This is a genomic window from Nocardioides marmoriginsengisoli (assembly GCF_003725695.1).
GTDB lineage: Bacteria > Actinomycetota > Actinomycetes > Propionibacteriales > Nocardioidaceae > Marmoricola > Marmoricola marmoriginsengisoli.
In genome coordinates this window covers 128029-150278 of record NZ_RJSE01000008.1, presented here as the reverse complement: position 1 = coordinate 150278, position 22250 = coordinate 128029, and the positions used below count along the sequence as shown (strand labels likewise).

The 22250-nt window shown below is 69.6% G+C and carries 26 protein-coding genes and 3 tRNA genes; 4 read left to right on the top strand and 25 right to left on the bottom strand.

The annotated features are described in order from the left end of the window. Positions 1-3: 3 nt before the first annotated feature. From EFK50_RS17310 to EFK50_RS17250, 13 genes are all read right to left on the bottom strand, one after another. Positions 4-978 carry an MCE family protein gene (locus tag EFK50_RS17310; RefSeq protein WP_123228845.1) on the bottom strand — a complete coding sequence of 325 codons (975 nt, stop codon included), beginning with the start codon at positions 976-978 and terminating at the stop codon, positions 4-6. Beyond that, positions 975-2015, bottom strand: a complete 1041-nt coding sequence (locus EFK50_RS17305; protein ID WP_123228844.1) for an MCE family protein — start codon at positions 2013-2015, stop codon at positions 975-977. Before EFK50_RS17305 ends, EFK50_RS17310 begins: the two co-directional genes overlap by 4 nt. Beyond that, complete coding sequence (locus EFK50_RS17300; protein ID WP_123228843.1) at positions 2015-3193, bottom strand: MCE family protein; 1179 nt, start codon at positions 3191-3193, stop codon at positions 2015-2017. Before EFK50_RS17300 ends, EFK50_RS17305 begins: the two co-directional genes overlap by 1 nt. Positions 3194-3195: 2 nt before the next feature. Then, positions 3196-3972 (bottom strand): MlaE family ABC transporter permease, encoded by a 777-nt coding sequence (locus EFK50_RS17295; protein ID WP_123229098.1) that lies wholly within the window; start codon positions 3970-3972, stop codon positions 3196-3198. A 55-nt stretch (positions 3973-4027) separates the two neighbouring features. Then, entirely contained in the window at positions 4028-4813 is a 786-nt protein-coding gene (locus EFK50_RS17290) for an MlaE family ABC transporter permease (protein WP_123228842.1), read from the bottom strand. 6 nt (positions 4814-4819) lie between these two features. Next, positions 4820-5773, bottom strand: a complete 954-nt coding sequence (locus EFK50_RS17285) for an ABC transporter ATP-binding protein (RefSeq protein ID WP_123228841.1) — start codon at positions 5771-5773, stop codon at positions 4820-4822. Positions 5774-6028: 255 nt separating this feature from the next. Then, positions 6029-6421 carry a 50S ribosomal protein L7/L12 gene (gene rplL, locus EFK50_RS17280; RefSeq protein WP_123228840.1) on the bottom strand — a complete coding sequence of 131 codons (393 nt, stop codon included), beginning with the start codon at positions 6419-6421 and terminating at the stop codon, positions 6029-6031. 75 nt (positions 6422-6496) lie between these two features. Then, on the bottom strand, positions 6497-7222 hold the full coding sequence (gene rplJ, locus EFK50_RS17275; protein ID WP_123228839.1) for a 50S ribosomal protein L10: 726 nt from the start codon (positions 7220-7222) through the stop codon (positions 6497-6499). Between the two features lie 260 nt (positions 7223-7482). Further along, on the bottom strand, positions 7483-8199 hold the full coding sequence (rplA, locus tag EFK50_RS17270; RefSeq protein ID WP_123228838.1) for a 50S ribosomal protein L1: 717 nt from the start codon (positions 8197-8199) through the stop codon (positions 7483-7485). A gap of 86 nt (positions 8200-8285) precedes the next feature. Beyond that, complete coding sequence (gene rplK, locus EFK50_RS17265) at positions 8286-8714, bottom strand: 50S ribosomal protein L11 (protein ID WP_123228837.1); 429 nt, start codon at positions 8712-8714, stop codon at positions 8286-8288. Between the two features lie 77 nt (positions 8715-8791). After that, a complete protein-coding gene (gene nusG, locus EFK50_RS17260; RefSeq protein ID WP_246004219.1) occupies positions 8792-9697 on the bottom strand; it encodes a transcription termination/antitermination protein NusG in 906 nt (301 codons plus the stop codon). A 74-nt stretch (positions 9698-9771) separates the two neighbouring features. Continuing rightward, positions 9772-10002 (bottom strand): preprotein translocase subunit SecE, encoded by a 231-nt coding sequence (gene secE, locus EFK50_RS17255; RefSeq protein ID WP_246004218.1) that lies wholly within the window; start codon positions 10000-10002, stop codon positions 9772-9774. 42 nt (positions 10003-10044) lie between these two features. Continuing rightward, a tRNA-Trp gene (locus EFK50_RS17250) sits at positions 10045-10117 on the bottom strand. A 158-nt stretch (positions 10118-10275) separates the two neighbouring features. Between EFK50_RS17250 and EFK50_RS17245 the strand changes: the two genes are divergently transcribed. From EFK50_RS17245 to EFK50_RS17235, 3 genes are read left to right on the top strand one after another with little or no spacing between them, the layout of a single operon-like run. Beyond that, positions 10276-11556 (top strand): aspartate aminotransferase type Ic, encoded by a 1281-nt coding sequence (locus tag EFK50_RS17245; protein ID WP_123228835.1) that lies wholly within the window; start codon positions 10276-10278, stop codon positions 11554-11556. Further along, entirely contained in the window at positions 11557-12636 is a 1080-nt protein-coding gene (locus EFK50_RS17240; RefSeq protein WP_123228834.1) for an adenosine deaminase, read from the top strand. Next, positions 12633-13196, top strand: a complete 564-nt coding sequence (locus EFK50_RS17235; RefSeq protein ID WP_123228833.1) for a DUF4190 domain-containing protein — start codon at positions 12633-12635, stop codon at positions 13194-13196. The genes EFK50_RS17240 and EFK50_RS17235 overlap by 4 nt, the downstream gene beginning before the upstream one ends. A 7-nt stretch (positions 13197-13203) precedes the next feature. On the opposite strand, the gene EFK50_RS17230 is transcribed toward EFK50_RS17235, so the two are convergent. The 12 genes from EFK50_RS17230 to EFK50_RS17175 all read right to left on the bottom strand — a co-directional run bounded on the left by EFK50_RS17230 (position 13204) and on the right by EFK50_RS17175 (position 21153). Continuing rightward, a complete protein-coding gene (locus tag EFK50_RS17230) occupies positions 13204-14220 on the bottom strand; it encodes a UDP-N-acetylmuramate dehydrogenase (RefSeq protein WP_123228832.1) in 1017 nt (338 codons plus the stop codon). Next, positions 14213-14599, bottom strand: a complete 387-nt coding sequence (locus tag EFK50_RS17225) for a MaoC/PaaZ C-terminal domain-containing protein (protein ID WP_123228831.1) — start codon at positions 14597-14599, stop codon at positions 14213-14215. The genes EFK50_RS17230 and EFK50_RS17225 overlap by 8 nt, the downstream gene beginning before the upstream one ends. Next, a complete protein-coding gene (locus tag EFK50_RS17220; protein ID WP_123228830.1) occupies positions 14599-15006 on the bottom strand; it encodes an FAS1-like dehydratase domain-containing protein in 408 nt (135 codons plus the stop codon). The genes EFK50_RS17225 and EFK50_RS17220 overlap by 1 nt, the downstream gene beginning before the upstream one ends. A gap of 91 nt (positions 15007-15097) precedes the next feature. After that, positions 15098-15268 (bottom strand): 50S ribosomal protein L33, encoded by a 171-nt coding sequence (gene rpmG / locus EFK50_RS17215; RefSeq protein WP_183407901.1) that lies wholly within the window; start codon positions 15266-15268, stop codon positions 15098-15100. A 53-nt stretch (positions 15269-15321) separates the two neighbouring features. Continuing rightward, a tRNA-Met gene (locus EFK50_RS17210) sits at positions 15322-15398 on the bottom strand. A 34-nt stretch (positions 15399-15432) separates the two neighbouring features. Continuing rightward, positions 15433-15505, bottom strand: a tRNA-Thr gene (locus tag EFK50_RS17205). Positions 15506-15588: 83 nt separating this feature from the next. Beyond that, on the bottom strand, positions 15589-17013 hold the full coding sequence (locus EFK50_RS17200) for an amidase (RefSeq protein ID WP_123228828.1): 1425 nt from the start codon (positions 17011-17013) through the stop codon (positions 15589-15591). A gap of 68 nt (positions 17014-17081) precedes the next feature. After that, complete coding sequence (locus EFK50_RS17195; RefSeq protein WP_123228827.1) at positions 17082-17795, bottom strand: LrgB family protein; 714 nt, start codon at positions 17793-17795, stop codon at positions 17082-17084. Next, positions 17792-18160, bottom strand: coding sequence for a CidA/LrgA family protein (locus tag EFK50_RS17190; protein ID WP_183407900.1), 369 nt, complete (start codon positions 18158-18160; stop codon positions 17792-17794). Before EFK50_RS17190 ends, EFK50_RS17195 begins: the two co-directional genes overlap by 4 nt. A 13-nt stretch (positions 18161-18173) precedes the next feature. Beyond that, complete coding sequence (locus tag EFK50_RS17185) at positions 18174-18764, bottom strand: DNA-3-methyladenine glycosylase I (protein WP_123228825.1); 591 nt, start codon at positions 18762-18764, stop codon at positions 18174-18176. 10 nt (positions 18765-18774) lie between these two features. Then, a complete protein-coding gene (locus tag EFK50_RS17180) occupies positions 18775-19677 on the bottom strand; it encodes a pirin family protein (RefSeq protein ID WP_123228824.1) in 903 nt (300 codons plus the stop codon). Between the two features lie 36 nt (positions 19678-19713). Beyond that, on the bottom strand, positions 19714-21153 hold the full coding sequence (locus tag EFK50_RS17175) for a DEAD/DEAH box helicase (RefSeq protein WP_246004217.1): 1440 nt from the start codon (positions 21151-21153) through the stop codon (positions 19714-19716). Between the two features lie 252 nt (positions 21154-21405). Between EFK50_RS17175 and EFK50_RS17170 the strand changes: the two genes are divergently transcribed. Further along, positions 21406-22185 (top strand): putative protein N(5)-glutamine methyltransferase, encoded by a 780-nt coding sequence (locus EFK50_RS17170; protein ID WP_246004216.1) that lies wholly within the window; start codon positions 21406-21408, stop codon positions 22183-22185. The last annotated feature ends 65 nt before the right edge of the window (positions 22186-22250 follow it).

The window sequence follows — 22250 nt, the reverse complement described above, 5'->3', positions numbered from 1 at the left end:
CCATCACTGACCCACCCCCAGCGCCGGGCCCGGAGGCAGGTTGGAGATCCAGTTGTCGAACCACGGACCCGTACCGAGCGTGTTCGCGAACACCCGGTAGAACGGCGCCAGCAGTCGCAACGAATTGTCCAGGTTGGACTGGTTCTTGCGCAGGACGTTGACCACACCCGTCAGGTTGCTCAGGGCCGGTTTCAGGTCGGCGCGGGTCTGCTGGACCAGGGCGGTCAGCTCGGTGGAGAGCCGGCTGGTGGAGACCAGCAGGGTGTGCACGGCCTCGCGGCGGGCCACGATCGCCCGGAGCAGCACGTCGCCGTCCTTCATCAGGGCGACCACGTCCTGGTTGCGGTCCGCGAGCACGCCCGAGACCTTCCGCAGGTTGACGAGGAGCGAGTTCACCTGGTCGTCACGCGCGGCCACGTTCGCCGACAGCGCGGAGAGGCCCTTGAGGGTGCTCTTCAGCTCCTCGGGAGTGTTCGCGGTGGCCTCGGCCAGCGTGTTCAGCGACTGGGTCAGCTGACCCAGGTCGATCTTCTGGGCCCGCTCGGCGAGACCGGAGAACGCGTCCACGACGTCGTACGCCGAACGGGTGCGCGACTCCGGGATCGTGGAGCCCTCCTTGAGCTGACCGGTCCCGCTCGGCTCCAGGGAGAGGAACATCGAGCCGAGCAGCGTCTTGACCTTGATCTCGGCACCGGTGTCGACGCCGAACTTCGAGTCGGTCTTGATCTTGAAGGTGACCCGGACGTGGTCGTCGACCAGCTCGACGCTGTTCACCTTGCCGACGCGGACGCCGGCGATCCGGACCTCGTCGTTGGGCTTGAGGCCGCTGGAGTCGGTGAACGACGCGTGGTAGGTGTCGCCCCCGCCGATCAGCGGCAGCGAGTCGGCCTTGAAGGCGACCAGGATCATCGCCACCAGCACGAGCAGGCTGAGGGCGCCGATCTTGACCGGATTGCGTTCGCGGAAGGGAGTGCTCATGACAGGTTGCACCGTCCCTTCCCGCCGGGGTACACCTGGTACGGAATCGCGAGCGGGCCGGTCGGCAGGATCACCTTCGCCTTGAACTCGCACATGTAGAAGTTGAAGAACGAGCCGTAGATCGCGGTCCGGCCGATCTTGTTGAGCTTGATCGGCAGGATCTGCAGAGCCCGGTCGACCTCGTCACGACCCTTGTTCAGGTTGGTCGCCACGGTGCGCAGGCCCTCGACGCTCTTCACCAGGCCGGGACGGATCCCGGTGGTGATGTCGGCGGTCTGCTGGGTCAGGGCGGAGATCGAGTCGAGCGAGTTCAGGATCGCGTCCTTGTCCTTGACCAGGCCGCCCAGGAACGAGCGGAACTGGACGATCAGGTTGGAGAGCTCGGCGTCGCGCCCGCCCACGGTCTCGAGGACCGAGTTCAGGTTGTTGATCACGTCGCCGATCAGCTGGTCGCGGTTCGCCAGGGTCTGCGTCACCGAGCCGGTGCTGCGCAGCAGGCCCTCGATGTTGCCGCCCTCGCCCTGGAAGACCTGGATGATCTCGTAGCTGAGCTTGTTGACGTCGGCCGGGCTGAGCGCGGCGAACAGCGGCTTGAAGCCGTTGAACAGGACCGTCAGGTCGAGTGCCGGCTGGGTCTGCTTCAAACCGATCGTCGCGTCGTCGCTCAGCCGCGTGGTGTCGCCGACGCCCTGGGTGACCGAGATGTAGCGCTGGCCGACCAGGTTGCGGTAGCGGATCGTGGCCGTCGAGCTCCGGGTGACCGCGGTGTTCTCACGGACCGTGAAGGTGACCCGGGCGTTGGTCCGGTCGAAGATCTCGACCTTCTTGACGCTGCCGACCTTCACGCCGGCGATCCGGATGTCGTCACCCTTCACCAGGCCGGTGACGTCGGTGAAGATCGCCTTGTACTCGCGGGTCTTCTCGAACGACAGGTTGCCGATCAGGACCACCAGCACGCCGGTGGCCAGCGAGGTGACGACGATGAACGTGATCAGCTTGATCAGGTCGCCGCGGGTGCGCTTGTCGAGCATCTTCATCAGTTGGTCACCCCCGCACCCATGCCGCCGTACAGGAGGACGTTGAGGTTCGCCTCGTCGAGGTTCGGGGCGACCCGCTGAGCGTCACCCCGGCCCAGGTTGTCGACGCCGTCGTTGAAGTTCGGGATGCCGGTGAACGGAACCTTCGGGTGCGGCAGGCCGAGGCAGGCCGGACCGTTGTCGGCGCCGTACACCTGGGTGTCCTTCGGCGTGTAGCCGCGCGGCTGACGCGGCAGCGTGACCAGGTCGATGTGGAAGACGAAGCCGCGGAAGGTGCTCGCCAGCAGCGGCGCCTGCTCCACGAGGCCCTCGAGCAGGCACGGGAACTCCGGCGAGTACCGGTTGAGCAGCTTGAGCTGCGGCTGGCTGATCTGGCCGAGGCGGACGATGTTTTCTCCGTTGTTGTCCAGGAAGGTCTTCGCGGTGTCCGAGAACGCCGAGGTGTCCTTGAAGAACGCGTTCAGCTTGGCCTGCCGCGAGACCAGCGTGTTGCCGGTCTTGACGGTGTTGCGCAGCGTGGCCGCGATCTGCGGGGCCACGTCGGCGTAGGTGCCGCTGACCTTGGCGAGCAGCCGCAGGTCGTTGACCAGCTCCGGAACCTGCGGGTTGATCCGCTTGAGGTAGGAGTCGAGGGTCTCGATGTTCTGCCCGATCGCCTCACCACGACCCTCGAGCGCGCTGGAGATCGCGTTGAGGGTGTAGTTCAGCTCGGCCGGCTGGACCGCGCGCAGCAGCGGGTACAGGTCGTTGAGGACGCGCTCGACCTCGATCGGCAGCGCCGTCTGGGTGATCGTGTTGCCCTGCTTGAGCTTGGGCGCACCCGGGGCGGTGCCGGACGGGATGACCAGCTCGACGTACTTCTCGCCGAAGAGCGTCTTCGGCAGGATCGAGGCGGTCACGTTGTTCGGGATCTGGCCGATCTTGTCGGGCTTGATGCCGAGGGTCAGCACGGCACCGTCGGCGCCGGACTCCGCCTCGAGCACCTGGCCGACGATCACGCCGCGCACCTTGACGTCGGCGCGCGCAGGCAGCTGCAGGCCGATCGTGTCGGTGTTGAGCTTGACCTTGTCGAACGACAGGAACTTCTGGCTGAAGACGGCGTTCACCACCCACACCCCGAGCAGGAGGAGGGCGACGAAGAGGATGCCGAGGACGCGGTTTCCGAAGATCTTTCCCATGATCAACCCGCCAGCCTGACCGTGGTCGTCGAGCCCCAGATCGCCATCGACAGGAACAGGTCGATCACGTTGATGGCCACGATCGAGGTCCGGACCGCCCGGCCCACCGCGACGCCCACGCCTGCCGGACCACCGGAGGCGGTGTAGCCGTGGTAGCAGTGGATCAGGATGACCACGACCGCGAAGACGAGCACCTTGCCGAAGGACCAGAGCACGTCCTGAGGTGGCAGGAATTGGTTGAAGTAATGGTCATAGGTGCCGGAGCTCTGGCCGAAGAACTGGGTCACCACCAGCCTGGTCGCGAAGTACGACGACAGCAGGCCCATCACGTAGAGCGGGGTGATGGCGATCAGGCCGGCCACGATCCGGGTGGTCACCAGGAACGGCATCGAGGGGATCGCCATCACCTCGAGGGCGTCGACCTCCTCGGAGATCCGCATGGCGCCGAGCTGCGCGGTGAAGCCGCAGCCCACGGTCGCGGCGAGCGCGATGCCGGCGATCAGCGGCGAGATCTCGCGGGTGTTGAAGTACGCCGAGACGAACCCGGAGAAGGCCGCCGTACCGATCTGGTTGAGCGAGGCGTAGCCCTGGAGGCCGACCTCGGTACCGGTGAAGAACGCCATCGCGGTGATGACGCCGACGGTGCCGCCGATGACGGCGAGGGCGCCGCTGCCCAGGGTCACCTCGGCGAGCAGCCGGAGGATCTCCTTGGGGTAGCGCTTGATCGACCTCGGGGTCACCACCAGCGCGCGGAGGTAGAAGGCGAGCTGCTCGCCCATGGTGTCGAGCGTCTGGAGAGGACGCTTGTAGACCTGCTTCACGTCTGCCACGGCGCTAACCCGTCTTTGGTGGAACGAGTTGGAAGTAGAGGGCACTCATCACGAAGTTCACGACGAAGAGCAGCATGAAGGTGATGACCACCGACTCGTTGACCGCGTCGCCGACACCCTTCGGGCCGCCCTTGGCGTTCATGCCCTTGTACGCCGCCACGATGCCGGCGATCAGGCCGAACACGAGTGCTTTCGCCATGCCTTGATAGAGGTCCGGTAGCTGGGCGAGCGCGGTGAAGCTCGCCAAGTAGGCACCGGGGGTGCCGTCCTGGAGGACGACGTTGAAGAAGTAGCCGCCGCAGACGCCGACGACGCTGACCAGGCCGTTGAGGAACACCGCCACCAGCATGCAGGCCAGGACCCGCGGTACGACGAGGCGCTGGATCGGGTCGATGCCCAGCACCATCATCGCGTCGAGCTCCTCGCGGATCTTGCGGGCGCCCATGTCGGCCGCGATCGCGGATCCGCCGGCTCCGGCGATCAGCAGCGAGGTCGCGATCGGTCCCGCTTCCCGGACGACCGCGAGGACCGAGGCCGAGCCGGTGAAGGACTGCGCGCCGAACTGCTTGATCAGGCCACCGACCTGCAGCGCGATCACCGCGCCGAAGGGGATGGCGACCAGGGCCGTGGGCACGATGGTCACCGACGCGATGAACCACGCCTGTTGGAGGAATTCGCGGGTCTGGAAGGGTCGCTTGAAGAGCGACCGTCCGACGTCGAGACCGAAGGCAAAGAGCTTGCCCGCCGTTCCGATCGGGGCCAGCACCCGGTCAGCAGTGGCAGAGGACATCCGTCGTCAGGCCCCCGGCGCCATCGACATGCCCTCGGCGAAGGATCCCGGGGGCGGGGTCACGCCGTTGAGGCGGCACCACTCCCCCGGCGGCCGCTGCGAGCGGCGCGGGATCCCCGAGGACGGCTCCTGCTGCAGCGGAATCGGCGGCAACGGGGGCAGCTCCTGGTCCTTCTCAGCCTCGAGCTCGTCGGCGTCCTTCTCCTCCGACATCCCGATCGGGCCGACGCGCTGGGCGTTGAGGAACTGGCGCACGACCGGCTCCTCCGAGCTCAGCAGCATCTCGCGGGGCCCGAACATCGCCAGGTGCTTGTGGTACAGCAGGCCGATGTTGTCGGGCACCGTCCGCGCGGTGTTGATGTCGTGGGTCACGATCAGGAAGGTGGCGTTGATCTGGGTGTTCAGGTCGATGATCAGCTGGTTCAGGAAGCTGGTGCGGACCGGGTCCAGACCGGAGTCCGGCTCGTCGAAGAGCACGATCTCCGGGTCGAGGACCAGGGCACGGGCCAGGCCGGCGCGCTTGCGCATACCACCGGAGATCTCGCCCGGGAGCTTGTCCTCGGCGCCGAGAAGACCGACCAGGTCCATCTTCTCCATCACGATGTTGCGGATCTCGGACTCGGACTTCTTGGTGTGCTCGCGCAGCGGGAACGCCACGTTGTCGTAGAGGTTCATCGAGCCGAACATCGCGCCGTCCTGGAACAGCACGCCGAAGAGCTTGCGGATCTCGTAGAGCTCCTTCTCCGGGCAGGAGGCGATGTCGACGCCCTCGATGATCACCTGGCCGGCATCGGGCTTGAGCAGGCCGATCAGGGTCTTCAGGAGCACGGACTTGCCGGTACCCGACGGGCCGAGCATCACGCTGATCTCACCGGCGGGAACCGTCAGCGACACGTCGCCCCAGATCAACTGCTTGCCGAACGACTTCGTCAGGTGCTCGATCTTGATCTCGACGCCCATGGACAACTCCCTCTCGATCTGACTCAGCGGCGGGTGTGACTCCCGACACTCCCACCTCGGTAACCAACGAGTAACCTGAGGCTAAGTTACGCGGACATTACTGCACGGTCACCTCCGCGTCAGCCCGTTGCGGATCCGTCTCAGATATTCGGTACTCGGGTGCACGGATTCCCCCCGGGAACCCCCGGGAAACGCAACAAGCGGCCGTCCCGGAGGGACGACCGCTTGTCGGCGGAATGCTGGGTGACTACCCGATCACTTGAGGGAGATCGTGGCGCCGGCGGCCTCGAGGGCCTCCTTCGCCTTGTCAGCAGTCTCCTTGTTGACGCCCTCGAGGATGGCCTTCGGAGCGGCCTCGACCAGGTCCTTCGCCTCCTTGAGACCGAGGGAGGTCAGCGCGCGGACCTCCTTGATGACGTTGATCTTCTTGTCGCCGGCAGCGTCGAGGATGACGTCGAACTCGTCCTGCTCCCCGCCCGCGTCAGCGGCAGCGGCGCCGCCACCGGCGGCCGGAGCGGCGGCAACGGCGACCGGAGCGGCCGCGGTGACGCCGAAGGTGTCTTCGAACTGCTTCACGAACTCGCTGAGCTCCAGGAGGGTCATCTCCTTGAAAGCGTCGAGCAGCTCGTCGGTGCTGAGCTTCGCCATGGTGGCGTTCCTTCCATTCGTGACGGCGACCGTTCGGCCGCTCGCCAGGGTTTTCGGTGGGTGGTTGCCGGTTTGCTACTCGGCGGGCGCGTCGGCCGCGTCTGCCTCGGCCGCGGGGGCCTCGGTCTCGACGGCGTCAGCAGCGTCGGCCTCGGCGACGGGGGCGTCGTCGGCAGCAGCCGCGTCAGCCTCCTCGACCGGAGCCTCGGCCTCCTCCGCAGCCTCGGCAGCAGCCGGGGCCTCAGCAGCGGCCGGCTCGCCGGCACCACCCTGGAGGATCGAGGGGTCCTGCTCGGCCTTGGCCTGCAGCGCACCCGCGAGACGGGCGGCCTGGGCGATCGGCGCGTTGAGCAGGTAGACGGCCTGGCTGAGCGAAGCGAGCATCGCGCCCGCCAGCTTGCCCAGGAGAACCTCGCGGGACTCGAGATCGGCCAGCTTGGCGATCTCCTTCGCGTCCATCGAGGCACCGTCGATGAAGCCGCCCTTGATGACGAGGGCGGGGTTTGCCTTGGCGAAGTCACGCAGACCCTTGGCCGCCTCGACCACGTCGCCGTTGATGAAGGCGATGGCGGTCGGGCCGTTGAGCAGAGCGTCGAATCCTTCGACGCCGGCTTCGGTGGCCGCGAGCTTGGTCAGCGTGTTCTTGACCACGGCGTAGTTGGCGTTCTCGCCGAGGGAGCGCCGCAAGTCCTGCAGCTGCTTCACGGTGAGTCCGCGGTACTCGGTCAGCACAGCGCCAGCGGCATCGTTGAACTGGTCAACGAGCTCCGCGACGGCAGCTGTCTTGTCTGGCCGCGCCATGGGGACTCCTTCCAACTTGCACTTCAGAAAGACGAACGCCCCGGTGCAGGGCACACGGGGCGTAGGCAGCACGAGGACTGCTGGGCTTCAGTGTCTCCTGCGCAGGCCGTCCGCTTTCGCGAACCTTCACATCTCCTCAGGAGGAGATGAACCGGCGGTCTTTGGTAACGGAAGAACTCTACGGGCTCAGCGGCGATGCGCCAAATCGAGACCGCCCGGCACTCCGAGGAGTACCGGGCGGTTCGGGTGAGCCTTGCTGGTCAGGCGCTCTCGTCCTCGGCCGCGACGTTGCGGATCCGGTTCGGGTCGACCTGGACGCCGGGGCCCATGGTCGTGGAGACGGTGACCTTCTTGAGGTAGCGGCCCTTGGAGCTGGACGGCTTGAGCCGGAGCACCTCCTCGAGCGCCGCGGCGTAGTTCTCCGCGAGCTGGACCTCGGAGAACGAGGCCTTGCCGATGATGAAGTGTAGGTTCGCGTGCCGGTCGACCCGGAACTCGATCTTGCCGCCCTTGATGTCGGAGACGGCCTTGGCCACGTCCGGCGTCACGGTGCCGGTCTTCGGGTTCGGCATCAGGCCACGGGGACCGAGCACGCGGGCGATGCGGCCCACCTTGCCCATCAGGTCCGGCGTCGCCACGGCGGCGTCGAAGTCGGTCCAGCCGCCGGCCACCTTCTCGATGAGCTCGTCGCCACCGACGAAGTCGGCGCCGGCCTCACGGGCGGCGTCGGCCTTCTCGGCGTTCGCGAACACGAGGACGCGGACGGTCTTGCCGGTGCCGTTCGGCAGGCTGACCGTGCCGCGGACCAGCTGGTCCGCCTTGCGCGGGTCGACGCCGAGGCGCATGACGACGTCGACGGTCTCGTCGAACTTCTTCTTGGAGGTGGCCTTGGCGATCTTGATCGCGGCCAGCGGGGCGTAGAGCTCGTCCTTGTCGAACTGAGCCTCCGCCGCGCGGTAGGTCTTGCTGCGCTGCATGTCTTTGTCTCTTTCTATTGCCGACTCCGGCGAGGTCGCGGTGTCGGGACGGTGTGGTCAGCGAGCCAGCGCGGCTCTCCCACGGTTCAGTCAGTCGTGACGCCCATCGAGCGCGCGGTGCCCTCGACGATCTTCATGGCGGCTTCGATGTCGTTGGCGTTCAGGTCGACCAGCTTGGTCTGGGCGATCTCGCGCACCTGGTCCTTGGTCAGCTTGCCGACCTTGTCCTTCTGCGGGACGCCCGAGCCCTTGGCGATGCCGGCGGCCTTCTTGATCAGCTCTGCGGCCGGCGGCGTCTTCGTGATGAAGTCGAACGTCCGGTCCTCGTAGATGGTGATCTCGACGGGGATGACGTTTCCACGCATGGACTCGGTCTGGGCGTTGTACGCCTTGCAGAAGTCCATGATGTTCACGCCGTGCGGGCCGAGCGCGGTACCGACCGGCGGCGCCGGAGTGGCCGCACCGGCCTGGAGCTGCACCTTGACCAGTGCGGCGATCTTCTTCTTCGGAGGCATTGCTCTTACTTCCTTCTATCTCGTGGTCATGACGGGGCTGGTGCCCCTGCCACCTGGGTGTTGCGTGGAGCTGCGGCTCAGACCTTCTCGATCTGGCTGAAGCTCAGCTCGACCGGGGTCTCCCGGCCGAAGATCTCGACGAGGGCCTTGACCCTCTGCGACTCCGCGTTGATCTCGGTGATCGTCGCGTGCAGCGTGGCGAACGGTCCGTCGACGACCATCACCGAGTCGGAGACGTCGAAGTCGGCGACCGTGACCGGCGCGCGGGTGTTGGCGCGGACCGGGGCACCGGTGCTGGCCGCCTCGGCGACGGCGGCGGCCTCGGCCTCGGCCTTGACGGCGGGCGCGAGCATGTTCTCGACCTCGTCGAGGCTCAGCGGCACCGGCTGGTGGCTGTGCCCGACGAAGCCGGTCACCGACGGGGTGTGGCGGACGGCACCCCACGACTCGTCGTTCAGGTCCATCCGGACCAGCACGTAGCCGGGGAGCACGGTGCGCTTGACCAGCTTGCGCTGACCGTTCTTGATCTCGGCGACCTCTTCGGTCGGGACGATCACCTCGTGGATGTAGTCCTCCATGTTGAGGGAGGTGATCCGGTTCTCGAGGTTGGCCTTGACCCGGTTCTCCATGCCCGAGTAGGTGTGCACGACGAACCAGTCGCCGACCTTCGCGTGCAGGGCGGCCCGGAACTCGGCGAGCGGGTCCTCGGACTCGGCGTCCTCGGACTCGTCGTCAGCGGTCTCGTCGGCAGCGTCCTCGACGTCGGCCACGTCGTCGGCCGGCTCGTCGTCGCTCGCCTCGGCAGCGGGCTCGTCGGCAGCGTCCTCGACGTCGCTCGCCTCGTCGGCGGGCTCGTCGTTCTCGACGACGTCCTCGGGGACGGCGGACTCGGCCGCGGTCTCGGCGACCTCGGCCTGCGGCTCGTCCGCCGGCGCGACCTCTTGGTCGACGTCCTGGCTGGCCTCGTCGTACTGCTCCGACACGTTAACTCCGTCTGATCTCATGCTTCTTTGATGGTGCTCAGCGCCGCGTGGCGCTCGCTGGTCCGTGCTGCTCGCTAGTCCTTCGACTCGCCGAAGAGCCAGAAGACCGCCTTACCGAAGGCAAGGTCGAAGGCCGACACGATCGCGATCATGAAGAGCACGAACGCCATCACGACGATGAAGTAGGTCACCAGCTGCTGCTGCGTGGGCCAGACGACCTTCCGCAGCTCGGCAACGATCTGTCGGTAGAACGTGATCGGGCTCGTGCGCTCGGTCTTCGCCGAGCGCGCGGGTGAATCCGCCACGATTTCCTTCTTCCATTCCGATGACGACCAATGAATCCAACGCAGGGCACGAGGGACTTGAACCCCCAACCTTCGGTTTTGGAGACCGATGCTCTGCCAGTTGAGCTAGTGCCCTTCGGAGCCCTCGGGGCATGCCAAAGCATTGCCCGAAGACACCAGTGGAAGAGTCTACGGGGCGACGCCAGCCAAAGTCGAACCGAGGTCCACGCACCCGATCCGCTCCGGGTGGTAACCACCTCGCGGTCGGCGCCCACCCTCTGGAACGATGGGCCTGTGAGCGCTCCCCAGCCCCTGACCGACCTGTCCACCGACGACCTGGCGGCCTTCCTCGCCGCCCAGCAGGCCGCGTACGCCGACCTGGTGGCCAGCGGGCTGAAGCTCGACCTCACCCGGGGAAAGCCGGCCTCCGCGCAGCTCGACCTCGCGGACGGGCTGCTCGGGCTCCCGACCGGCGTCGTCGACGCGCACGGCGTCGACACCCGCAACTACGGCGGGCTCGAGGGCATCCGCGAGATCCGGGAGATGTTCGCCGAACTGCTCTGGGTCGAGACCGAGCAGGTCGTTGCCGGCGGCAACTCCAGCCTGGTGATGATGCGCGAGGTGCTCACCGACCTGATGCTCAAGGGCGGCGTCGACAGCGAGCGGCCCTGGTCCGCCGAGGAGAAGGTCACCTTCATCTGCCCGGTGCCCGGCTACGACCGGCACTTCACCCTGCTCGAGTGGTTCGGCATCGACACCGTCACGGTGCCGATGAACGAGGACGGCCCGGACACCGCCGCGGTCGCCGCGCTGGTCGCCAACGACCCCAGCATCAAGGGCATCTGGATCGTGCCGACGTACGCGAACCCGACCGGCTCGGTCGTCACCCTGGAGGTCGCGGAGCGGCTCGCCTCGATGCCGACGGCGGCTCCGGACTTCAAGATCCTCTGGGACAACGCCTACGCGTTCCACCACCTGACCGAGGACGAGGCGAAGAGCGCCGACATCCTCAGCCTGGCCTCGGCCGCCGGCCACCCGCACCGGCCGATCATGTTCGCCTCGACCTCGAAGATCACCTACGCCGGCGCGGGGGTGGCGTTCCTGGCCGGGTCGGTCGACACGGTGCGCTGGTACCTCGGTCACCTCGGCAAGGGCGCGATCGGCCCGGACAAGCTCAACCAGCTCCGGCACGCGCAGTTCTTCGGCTCGCCGCAGGGCGTCCGGGACCACATGGTCCGGCAGCGGGCGATCATCGCGCCGAAGTTCGACGAGGTCGACGCGATCCTGACCCGCCGCCTCGGCGGGCTCGGTGTCGCGACCTGGACCAAGCCGACCGGCGGGTACTTCGTCAGCGTCGACGTGCTCGACGGGCTCGCGGCCCGGGTGGTGGCGCTGGCCAAGGAGGCCGGGATCGTGCTCACCCCGGCCGGCGCGTCCTTCCCGAAGGGCGACGACCCGCGCGACCGCAACGTCCGCCTCGCGCCGACCTTCCCGGAGCTGGCCGAGGTCACCGCAGCGACCGAGGGCTTCGCGACCTGCGTCCTGCTGGCGGCCGCCGAGAAGCTGGCGGGCTGAGTGCTCAAGGAACCGGACACCGAGGCGGCCGCCGGCGCGGCACCTCACCCACCGGCGCCGCGGCGGGACCTGCGCACCCTGCCGAAGGCACACCTGCACCTGCACTTCACCGGGTCGATGCGGCACGCCACCCTGCTCGAGCTGGCCGAGCGCGACGGCATCAACCTGCCCGACGCCCTCGTCGAGGACTGGCCGCCGCGGCTCTCGGCCGCCGACGAGAAGGGCTGGTTCCGCTTCCAGCGGCTCTACGACGTGGCCCGTTCGGTGCTCCGGACCGAGGCCGACGTACGCCGGCTGATCCGCGAGGCGGCGGAGGACGACAAGGCGGACGGCGGCCGCTGGCTGGAGATCCAGGTGGACCCGAGCGGGTACGCCGCCCGCTTCGGCGGTATTACCGAGTTCACCGAGCTGGTGCTCGACGCGGTCGCCGGCACCTCCCGCGAGGTCGGCATCGGGATGGCGGTGGTGATCGCCGCCAACCGCACCCGGCATCCGCTCGACGCCCGGATCCTCGCCCGGCTCGCGGCCCAGTACGCCGGCCGCGGGGTCGTCGGCTTCGGACTCTCCAACGACGAGCGCCGCGGGACCACCACCGACTTCGCGCCGGCGTTCAGGATCGCCGAACGCGCCGGCCTGCTGCTGGTGCCGCACGGCGGCGAGCTGCTCGGGCCGGCCTCGGTGCGCACCTGCGTCGACGACCTGCACGCCGGCCGGCTGGGGCACGGGGTCCGGGTCGCCGAGGACCCCGCGCTGCTGGACCGCGTGGTGGCCGCCGGGGTGGCGCTGGAGCTCTGCCCGGTCTCCAACGTCGCCCTCGGCGTCTACTCCGACCTGACCTCGGTGCCGCTGCCGCAGCTGATGGCCGCCGGCGCGCAGATCGCCCTCGGCGCGGACGACCCGCTGCTCTTCGGCTCCCGACTGGCCGCGCAGTACGCCACCATGCGCGCCGCGCACGACCTCAGCGACGCCCAGCTGGCCGCGCTGGCGCGCTCCTCGATCGAGGCGTCGCGTGCGGACGCGGAGACGAAGGCGGGATACTCGGCAGAGATCAGTGCATGGATGGAGGCGGAACCCGCATGAGCGACCAGACCCCCGAGGACCCGCAGCAGACCGGGCCGGTGTTCAACCCCCAGTCGGGGTTCCCCACCGGTGACGCGACTCCCCCGGTGCCCGGGGAGAACCCGTACGCCCAGCCCGGCTACCCGCCGCCGCCGTACGGGCAGCAGCCGTACCCGCCGGCGCCCTACGGCCAGGCGCCGTACGACACGACCCAGAACCCGTACGGGCAGCAGTACCCGCAACCCGGCTACGGATATCCGGCGTACGCCCCGCAGAACCACCCGCGGGCCACCACGTCCCTGGTCCTCGGCCTGATCGGCGTGGTCGGCGCCTTCACCTGCGTGTTCCCGGTGCTGGTCGCCCCGTTCGCCTGGGTGATCGCCGCCAAGGCGCGCCGGGAGATCCGCGAGTCGCCGGGCCGCTACGGCGGCGAGGGCAGCGTCACCGCCGGCTTCGTGCTCGGCATCATCGGCACGATCCTGCTGGCGCTGATCATCCTCTTCATCATCGGCATGATCATCTGGGCCGCGACCGATCCGAACTCGTTCAACGACACCTTCGACGACGGCACCACGGTCTGACCCGAGGTCAGAGCTCGCAGCCCACCAGGACGGGCTCGTTGACCAGGGTGATCCCGTACCGCTCCGCCACGCCGTCACGGACCTCGCGGGCCAGCCGGAGCAGGTCCTCGGCGGACGCCGCGCCGCGGTTGGTCAGCGCGAGGGTGTGCTTGGACGACAGGGCGGCGCGGTCGTTGCCGTAACCCTTGCCGTAGCCGGCGTGCTCGATCAGCCAGGCAGCGCTGGTCTTCACGGTCCCGTCCGGCTGCGGCCACCGCGGGGCGCCGTCCGGGACCGCGGCGGGCGCCAGCACCGGGTTGGTGAAGAACGAGCCGGCGCTCCAGGTGTCGTGGTCGGCGCCGTCCAGGACCATGCCCTTGCCGCGGCGCAGCTCGAGGACCGCGGCCCGTACGTCGGCAGCGGACGCACGCTCGCCGACCTCGATCCCCAGCCGGGCGGCGAGCTCGGCGTACCCGACCGGAGCTCCGAGGTCGCCGAGCCGGAGCTGGAGCACCACCTCGAGCACCACCCAGCGACCGGGCTCCTGCTTGAGCCGGCTGGTCCGGTACCCGAAGCGGCAGTCCTGGGCGAACAGCGTGCGGACGGAGCTCGTCGCGCGGTCCCAGCAGCGCACCGAGGCGATCGACGCGCCGACCTCCTGACCGTAGGCGCCGACGTTCTGGATCGGCGTCCCGCCGACCAGCCCGGGGATCCCGGAGAGGGCCTCGATCCCGATCCAGCCCGCCGCGACCGAGCGTTCCACCAGCGCGTCCCAGGACTCGCCGGCCGCGACCCGGACCACGGCACCCCCGCAGGCATCGGCGTCCGCCTGGACGCCTCGGGTGCGGACCGCGACCACCAGGCCGTCGAAACCGTCGTCGGCGACGAGCAGGTTGCTGCCGCCGCCGAGCACCAGCACCGGGCGTCCGGCCTCGTCGGCCGCCCGGACGGCGGTGACCAGCTCGTCCTCGGTGCGCGCCTCGACCAGCTCGGCCGCCGGCCCGCCGACGCGCAACGTGGTCAGCGCCGCGAGCGGCTCAGCCACGCAGCACCGCTCGCGGGTTGCCGAGCACCTTGTCGTCCCCGCTGGTGACGGTCAGCGCCACGGTACGGACGCCGTCGCGCTCGTCGGCGACGCCGCTGACGGTGACCTCGGTCCCGTCGTCACCGGCCGGGACCACGACCGGCTTGGTGAACTTCGCGGCGAGCTCGACGACGTGACCCGGCTCGCCGATCCACTCGTCGACGTAGCGGGCGGCGAGCGCCAGCGTGTACATCCCGTGCGCGATCACGCCGGGGAGGCCGACCGCGGTGGCGATCGCCTCGTCCTGGTGGATCGGGTTCTGGTCGCCGCTGGCGGCCGCGTAGGCGACCAGGTCGGCGCGGGTGACCCGGTAGGTCCGCGGCTCGATCTCGGTGCCCATCACGCACCGGCCTTGTGCACCAGGGTCGCCTTCGCGGTGCACACCAGCGCACCGGAGGCGTCGGTGATCGCGCTGGTGGTGGCGATGATGTCGGCGCCGCCGATCTGGCGCAGGGACTCGACGGTCAGCTCGGCGACGAGGCGGTCACCGGCGACGACCGGGCGCTCGTGCACGAACCGCTGGTCGCCGTGGACCACGTGGTGGAGCTCGATGCCGACCTCGGGGTCGACCATTAGCTCCTGCATCGCCGCGAACGCGACCACGATCGGGTAGGTCGCCGGCGCGGGGCCGCCCGCGGCGTACGGGGTGCCGGTGGAGGTGGCGAAGGCCGCGAGGCCGTCCTCGGTCACGTCGTACGGGGCCGTCGGGGGGAAGGTGCGTCCCACCAGGGACTGGTCAACAGGCACGACGTCGACGCTACCAGCGGGGCGGGGCCGGAAATGCAGCAGGAGCGAGCCCCCGAGGGGACTCGCTCCTGCGACGCGGCGACGCGCTGGATCAGCGGGTCTCGCGGTGGTCGGTGTGCGTCCGGCAACGCGGGCAGAACTTCTTCAGCTCCATCCGGTCGGGGTCGTTGCGGCGGTTCTTCTTGGTGATGTAGTTGCGTTCCTTGCAGTCCACGCACGCCAAGGTGATCTTGGGGCGGACGTCGGAGCTCTTGCTGGCCACGGTGTGCCTACTTTCCTGCTGAAGAATCTTGATGCTGCTGATGGTGCAGATGCTGGTAGCGGGGGCGGGACTCGATCCCGCGACCTCACGATTATGAGTCGTGCGCTCTAACCAGCTGAGCTACCCCGCCTCGGTAACAACCACCCTACGGCGACCATTCCCAGAGCCCCTTTACGGAATCGAACCGTAGACCTTCTCCTTACCATGGAGACGCTCTGCCGACTGAGCTAAAGGGGCGTGCTGCAAGCCTCAACGATCAAGGCCGACGTGAAGGATACACAGGCGTCGGGCCGTTCGTGAAATCGCCTATGACCGGGGTCTCACGCGTCCTGGATCCGCGCGAATCCCACGGCTTCCTCGAGCTCGTAGGCGACCTCCAGCAGGCGGGCCTCGCGACCCCAACCGGTGGCGAGCTGGACCCCGATCGGGAGGCCGTCGACGCTGGTCCCCAGCGGCAGCGAGATGGCCGGGTCGCCGGTCGCGTTCTGCAGCGGCGTGAAGTTCACCAGCTGCACCAGCCGGTCGATGATCACCTCGTACGGCTGCGCCGGGTTGAGCCAGCCGAGCTCGGGGGTCGGCTTCGCCAGCACCGGGGTGAGGACCGCGTCGTAGTCGGCGAAGAACCGCCGCGACACCTGCTTGGACGCGCCCAGGCGGCCCAGGGTGAGCGGCAACCGCCAGGCCTGGCGGACGCCGTGCTTGGCCAGCCCCTTGCTCAGGTTGTCGGTGAGCTCCCGCCGGAAGGTGGGACCGAAGGTGCGCTTCCCGGTGGTCAGCATGAAGCTGGCCAGCAGGCTCCAGTACGCCAGGAAGTCGTCGATGAAGTAGTCCGGCACCGGGACCGCGATCTCCTCGACGTGGTGCCCGAGGCCCTCCAGCTGCTTGGCGGCGGCCCGGACGACGTCGACGACCTCGGGGTCGGTCCTCAGGTCGCCGATCGAGTCGACGATCAGGGCGATCCGGAGGCGCTTGCCGCCCGGCCCGCGGACGTCGCCGATCGGCGGCATCTTGAGGTTGCGGTAGTGCTTCTCGGACTCGCGGAGGAAGGCCGCGGTGTCGCGGACGGAGCGGCTGACCACGCCGTCGGCCACGATCCGCAGCGGCATCTCCCGGATCAGCTTGTCCTGCGGGACCCGGCCCCGGGTCGGCTTCAACCCGATCAGGCCGTTGCAGCCGGCCGGGATCCGGATCGACCCGCCGCCGTCGTTGGCGTGCGCGATCGGGACGGCGCCGCCGGCGACGAACGCGGCCGAGCCGGCTGACGAGGCCCCCGACGAGTAGCCGGTGTGCCACGGGTTCCGGACCGGGTCGGCGTTCGCGAACTCGGCGCTGGCGCTGAACCCGAACTCGGAGAGCTGGGTCTTGCCCAGGCCGATCACCCCGGTGCCGAAGAACATCGCGGCGAAGTCGCCGTCGGCCTTCGCCGGGATCCCCACGTACGCCGAGCAGCCCTGCTGGGTCGGCAGGCCCTGGACGTCGGAGTTGTCCTTGACGAACGTCGGTACGCCGGCGAAGAAGCCGGATCCGGGACGGGTCGCCCGCGCCCGGGCCCGGTCGAAGTCGGCGCAGGACATCCCGTTGAGCTCCGGCTGCAGCACCTCGACCCGCGCGATCGCGGCATCGACGGCCTCGGCGGCGGAGACCCGGCCCGCGCGGATCTCCTCGGCCAGCCCGACCGCGTCGTGGTCGGCGAGGGCGTCGTCGGTGAAGGCGTGGACCCGGGCACGGGGAGCAGGCAGCGTCATGGGAAGGAAGGTAGTCGCCCGGGCGGCCGGGCGGGATCCTCCCCAGGTCGGATTCTCGGCCGTCCGCGCTAGAGGACCTGGACCAGCAGCGGCACCAGCACGCTGGTGACGACCGCGGTGAGTCCCATGCAGAGCGCGCTGAAGGCACCCTCGGTACGGCTCTCCTGGAGCGCCCGGGAGGTTCCGATCCCGTGCGCGGTGCTGCCGATCGCGATCCCCCGGGCGCGGAGGTCGTGGACGCCGATCCGGTCGAGGATCCACGGCCCGAGGATCGCCGCGGTGATCCCGGCGACGATCGTCACCGCCGCGGTCAGGGCCGGGATGCCGCCGATCTGGGCGGAGAGCGCCAGCGAGACCGGGGTGGTGGCGGCCTTCGGTGCCATCGTCAGCTGCAGCTCGCGGTTGCCGCCGGCCAGGTCGGTGACGAACAGCGCGGTGCTGATCGACACCACCGCGCCCACGACGACGCCGACCGCGATCGGGGCCAGGGCCCGCCGTACGAGGTGCCACTCGTGGTGCAGCGGCAGCGCCAGCGCGACGGTAGCGGCACCGAGCCAGAACGCGATGTAGTCCCCGCCGGCGAGGTAGTCCGCGTAGTCGATGTCGCCGACCTCGAGCACCACCACGATCATCACGATCGCGACCAGGACCGGCTGGAACACCGGGCTGGCGGTACGGCGGTGCAGGTACCGCCCGCACGCGTACGCCGCCAGGGTGAGCGTGATCCCGAAGAGCGGCGAGGCGATCAGCCACTCCCAGGTCTCGTGCGCGTGCAGGCTCATCCGCGGTCCTTCCCGAGCCGCAGCAGCAGCGCCGCCACCCAGGCGGTCACCACGAAGCCGGCCAGCCAGGACACCCAGATCCCGGCAGCCAGCGGCAGCGCGTCGTCCCGGATCCGGCCCAGGTAGACCACGATCCCGACGCCGGCCGGGATGAAGAGCAGGTGCAGGTGCGTCAGCAGCAGCTTGGGCGCGGCGACCAGGCCGGAGGAGTCCCCGGGCCGGCGGAGCCGCAGCACCACGAAGAACAGCAGCATCCCGACGACCGCACCGGGGAACTCGATACCGGTCAGCCGGACCAGGACCTCGCCGGCGAGCTGGCAGCCGAGCAGCGCCAGGATGCCGCGCAGGACGGGAGGGTTGGCCACGGGCAGCAGTGTGTCAGGCGTCCCAGCGACCCGAGGAATTCCGCCGGTGGCATCCGGTCAGGTGGGTGTCGACGATGCCGGTCGCCTCGAAGAGCGCGTACATCGTGGTCGGGCCGACGAAGCTGAACCCGCGCTTCTTCAGCGCCTTCGACAGCGCCAGCGACTCCGGCGAGGTGGTCGGCAGCTGGGCGGTCGTACGCGGCCGGGGCGTCCTGGTCGGCGCGAAGCCCTCCACGAACGCCTCCAGCCCGCCGTCGGGCCGCAGCTCGACCGCGGCGCGGGCGTTGCGGCGTACCGACTCGACCTTGGCGCGGTTCCGGACGATGCCGGCGTCGAGCAGGGCGGTCTCCAGGTCGGCATCGGTCATCGCGGCGACCGCGTCCACGTCGAAGCCGCGGAAGACCTCGCGGTAGCGGTCCCGCTTGTTCAGGATCGTGAGCCACGACAACCCCGCCTGGGCGCCTTCCAGAGAGAGGCGCTCGAACATCTCGGCCTCGCCGCGGACCGGCATCCCCCACTCGACGTCGTGGTAGTCGCGGAGCACGCCGGCACTCCCCCAGGGGCAGCGCGCGACACCGTCCTCGCCGACGACGGCCGCGCTCATCGGAGCAGCGTCATCCGCGCCGGACCATCCGCACGTTGGGCAGCACCGGCGCCGGGATCGGCGGCATCAGGTCGCCGGGCGGCATCGAGAACCGATCGCTGCCGTCGCCCTCGATCAAGGACTGCCACTGGGTCCGGTACTCGACGACCTCCTCGTGGCTGCGGCCGATGAAGTTCCACCACATCACGATCTGCTCGCCGAACGGGGTGCCGCCGAGGAGCAGCAGCAGCACGTCCTCGCCGGCGACCAGCTCGATCTCCTCGGCTCCGGGCTCGAGGTAGCCGAGGTCGTCGACCGCCAGCTTCTCGCCGTTCACCGTCAGCGCGCCGGAGTCCAGCAGGATTCCGTGCTCGAAGGCCGGGTCGACCGGGATCCGCAGCACGGTCCCGGCGCGCAACCGCAGCTCGGCCCCGAGCAGCGGCGTGAACGTGCGGACCGGCGAGGACGAGCCGAGCAGCGATCCGAGGAACACCCGGGCCTCCCAGCCGTTGCCGCCGATCGGGTCCGGGGCGAAGTGCTCGAAGGTCGGCTCGGTGTGCCGTGCGGAGTCCGGCAGGGCCAGCCAGAGCTGGGCGCCGTGCAGAGTGGTCGTTCCCGACGTTGAGTACTCGGAGTGACTGATCCCGCGGCCGGCGGTCATCAGGTTGACCTCGCCGGGGATCACCAGCGCCTGGTGCCCGGCCGAGTCCCGGTGCTCGATCTCGCCGCTGAACAACCAGCTGACCGTCTGCAACCCCGTGTGCGGGTGCGGCGGGACCACCATGCCGCCGTGGCCGTTGACCTGGTCAGGCCCGTAGTGGTCGACGAAGCACCAGGCCCCCACGAACGTGCGCTGCCGCTGGGGAAGGGTCCTGCGCACCGTCATGGCGCGCAGTCCTCCCAGCGGCACCGCGCGTGGGGACAAGATCTGCATGCGCACAGCGTGCCATGCAAGACGTCTCAGTACCGGTTAACGGCTGCGACGGCCGCTGAACGACGCCGCGCTGTGGCTGCCGCCACCGGCCCCGGAGGCACCGCCGCCGGACCGCTTCGGAGCCCCCTTCGCGCCGGCACCGCCACGGGCGGCGCTGCGGCCGCCACTGCGACCGGAGCCGCTGCGACCTGCACCGTTGCCGCCGCCACCGCTGTTGCGCGGGCCCCCGCCGCCGTTGGAACGACGGCCGCGGTTGCGACCGCCGCCACCGCCGCCACCGCCCTGGGAGCCGGCGCCGTCGCCGCCCACCGAGGTACCTAGACCACCGGCCACCAGGACCCGCTCACCCGGGGCGAGCCGGGTCAGGATCTCGTGGCCCGGGCCGGAGACCTTGGTCGTGGTCGGGGTGATCCCGGCGGCCCGGGTCAGGGCCCGGACGTCCTTGGTCTGCTGGTCGGTCATCAGCGTGATCACGGTGCCCGCCGCGCCGGCGCGCGCCGTACGACCCGAGCGGTGCAGGTAGGCCTTGTGCTCGGCCGGCGGGTCGGCATGGATGACCAGCGAGACGTCGTCGACGTGGATGCCGCGGGCGGCGATGTCGGTCGCGACCAGGGTGGTCGCCTTGCCGGAGTGGAAGGCGTCCATGTTCCGGGTGCGCGCGTTCTGCCCGAGGTTGCCGTGCAGCTCGACGGCCGGCACGCCGCGGGCGTTGAGCTGGCGGGCGAGCGCCTTGGCGCCGTGCTTGGTCCGGGTGAAGACGACGGTGCGGCCGGGCGCGCTGGTCAGGTCGACCAGGACCGGGACCCGCTGGTCGTGCTGGAGGTGCAGCACGTGGTGGTCCATCTTCGCGACCGGCGACTGCGCCGAGTCGGCCTCGTGCGTCTTCGGGTCCACCAGGAACCGCTTGACCAGCACGTTGACGCCGGCGTCGAGGGTGGCGGAGAAGAGCATCCGCTGACCACCGGCGGGGGTCTTGTCGAGCAGCCGGCGGACGGCGGGCAGGAAGCCCAGGTCGGCCATGTGGTCGGCCTCGTCGAGGATGGTGATCTCGACGGCGGACAGGTCGCAGAGGCCCTGCTGGATCAGGTCCTCGAGCCGGCCCGGACACGCGACGACGACGTCGACGCCGGCCTTGAGCGCCTGCGCCTGCGGGTTCTGGCCGACACCGCCGAAGACGGTCCGGGTCTTGAGGCCGGTGACCTCGGCGAGCGGCGCGAGCGAGGCGTCGATCTGGGCGACCAGCTCACGGGTCGGCGCCAGGATCAGCGCCCGCGGGCGCTTCGGGGTACGGCGACCCTCGGAGCTCATCAGCCGGGCGACCAGCGGGAGCAGGAAGGCGTAGGTCTTGCCGGAACCGGTACGGCCCCGGCCGAGCACGTCGCGACCCGCGAGCGAGTCGGGCAGCGTGGCTGCCTGGATGGGAGTGGGCTCGGTGATGTCGAACTGCTTGAGGACCTCGATCAGGTCTCCGGGCACACCGAAGGAAGCAAAGGCATTCGTAGACAAGGGGTATCGCTATCTCATGTGGTGTCTCACCACGGCCGCGACCCGGATGAGCTCCGGAGAATCACGTTGGTCGATCGCCGGCACGGAGCCCCTCGCGGTTCTCGACGTGCCATCAGGATCGAGGTAAGACTGGGCGATCCTTGTGGCTCTAGATTACCGGAGCGGTGTCGCTTTCGAAGAATCCTGTTGGCCGGAACGGGTGTGACCTGCGACTCTCGCGGGGTGCCGGAACCGCTGACGTACGACGCCGTCGTGACCACCTTGCGCGCCGCCGGGTGCGTGTACGCCGAGGACGAGGCGGCCCTGCTGCTCGCCGCCGACGGCGACCCCGCCGCCCTGGTCGCGCGCCGGGTGGCCGGCGAGCCGCTCGAGTGGATCCTCGGCTGGGCGTCGTTCGCGGACGAGGCCGGACACGGCGTCCGCGTCGTGGTCCGGCCCGGCGTCTTCGTGCCGCGCGGCCGGACCATCGAGCTGGCACTGGCCGCCGCCGACGCACTCCCGCCGGACGGCGTCCTGGTCGAGCTCTGCTGCGGCAGCGGTGCCATCTCCGCGTTCCTGCACCAGCTCGCGCCGGGTGCGCACTTCCACGCCGCCGACATCGACCCGCTCGCGGTCGCCTGCGCGCGCGAGAACCTGCCGTTCGCCGAGGTCGTCGAGGGGGACCTGTTCGCACCGCTGCCGTCGTCGTTGCGCGGTGCCGTCGACGTGGTGGTGGCGAACACGCCGTACGTGCCGAGCGACCAGGTCACCCTGATGCCGCCCGAGGCCCGCGACCACGAACCGCTGCACACCCTCGACGGCGGCCTGGACGGGCTCCACCTGCTGCGGCGGATCGCGGCCGAGGCGGGCGCGTGGCTGCGCCCCGGCGGCACCGTGCTGATCGAGATCAGCGAGACCCAGTACGACGTCGCGGCGGCCGCGTTCGAGGCGGCGGGCCTGGTGACGTCCGCGCGGATCGACCCGGACGGGACCACGGTGATCATCGGCACGCCTGTGGATTGACGGTGGTTGCGAAGTATCAATACTGATACTAGTCTGGGATGACATCGGTCGACCGGATCATCTCG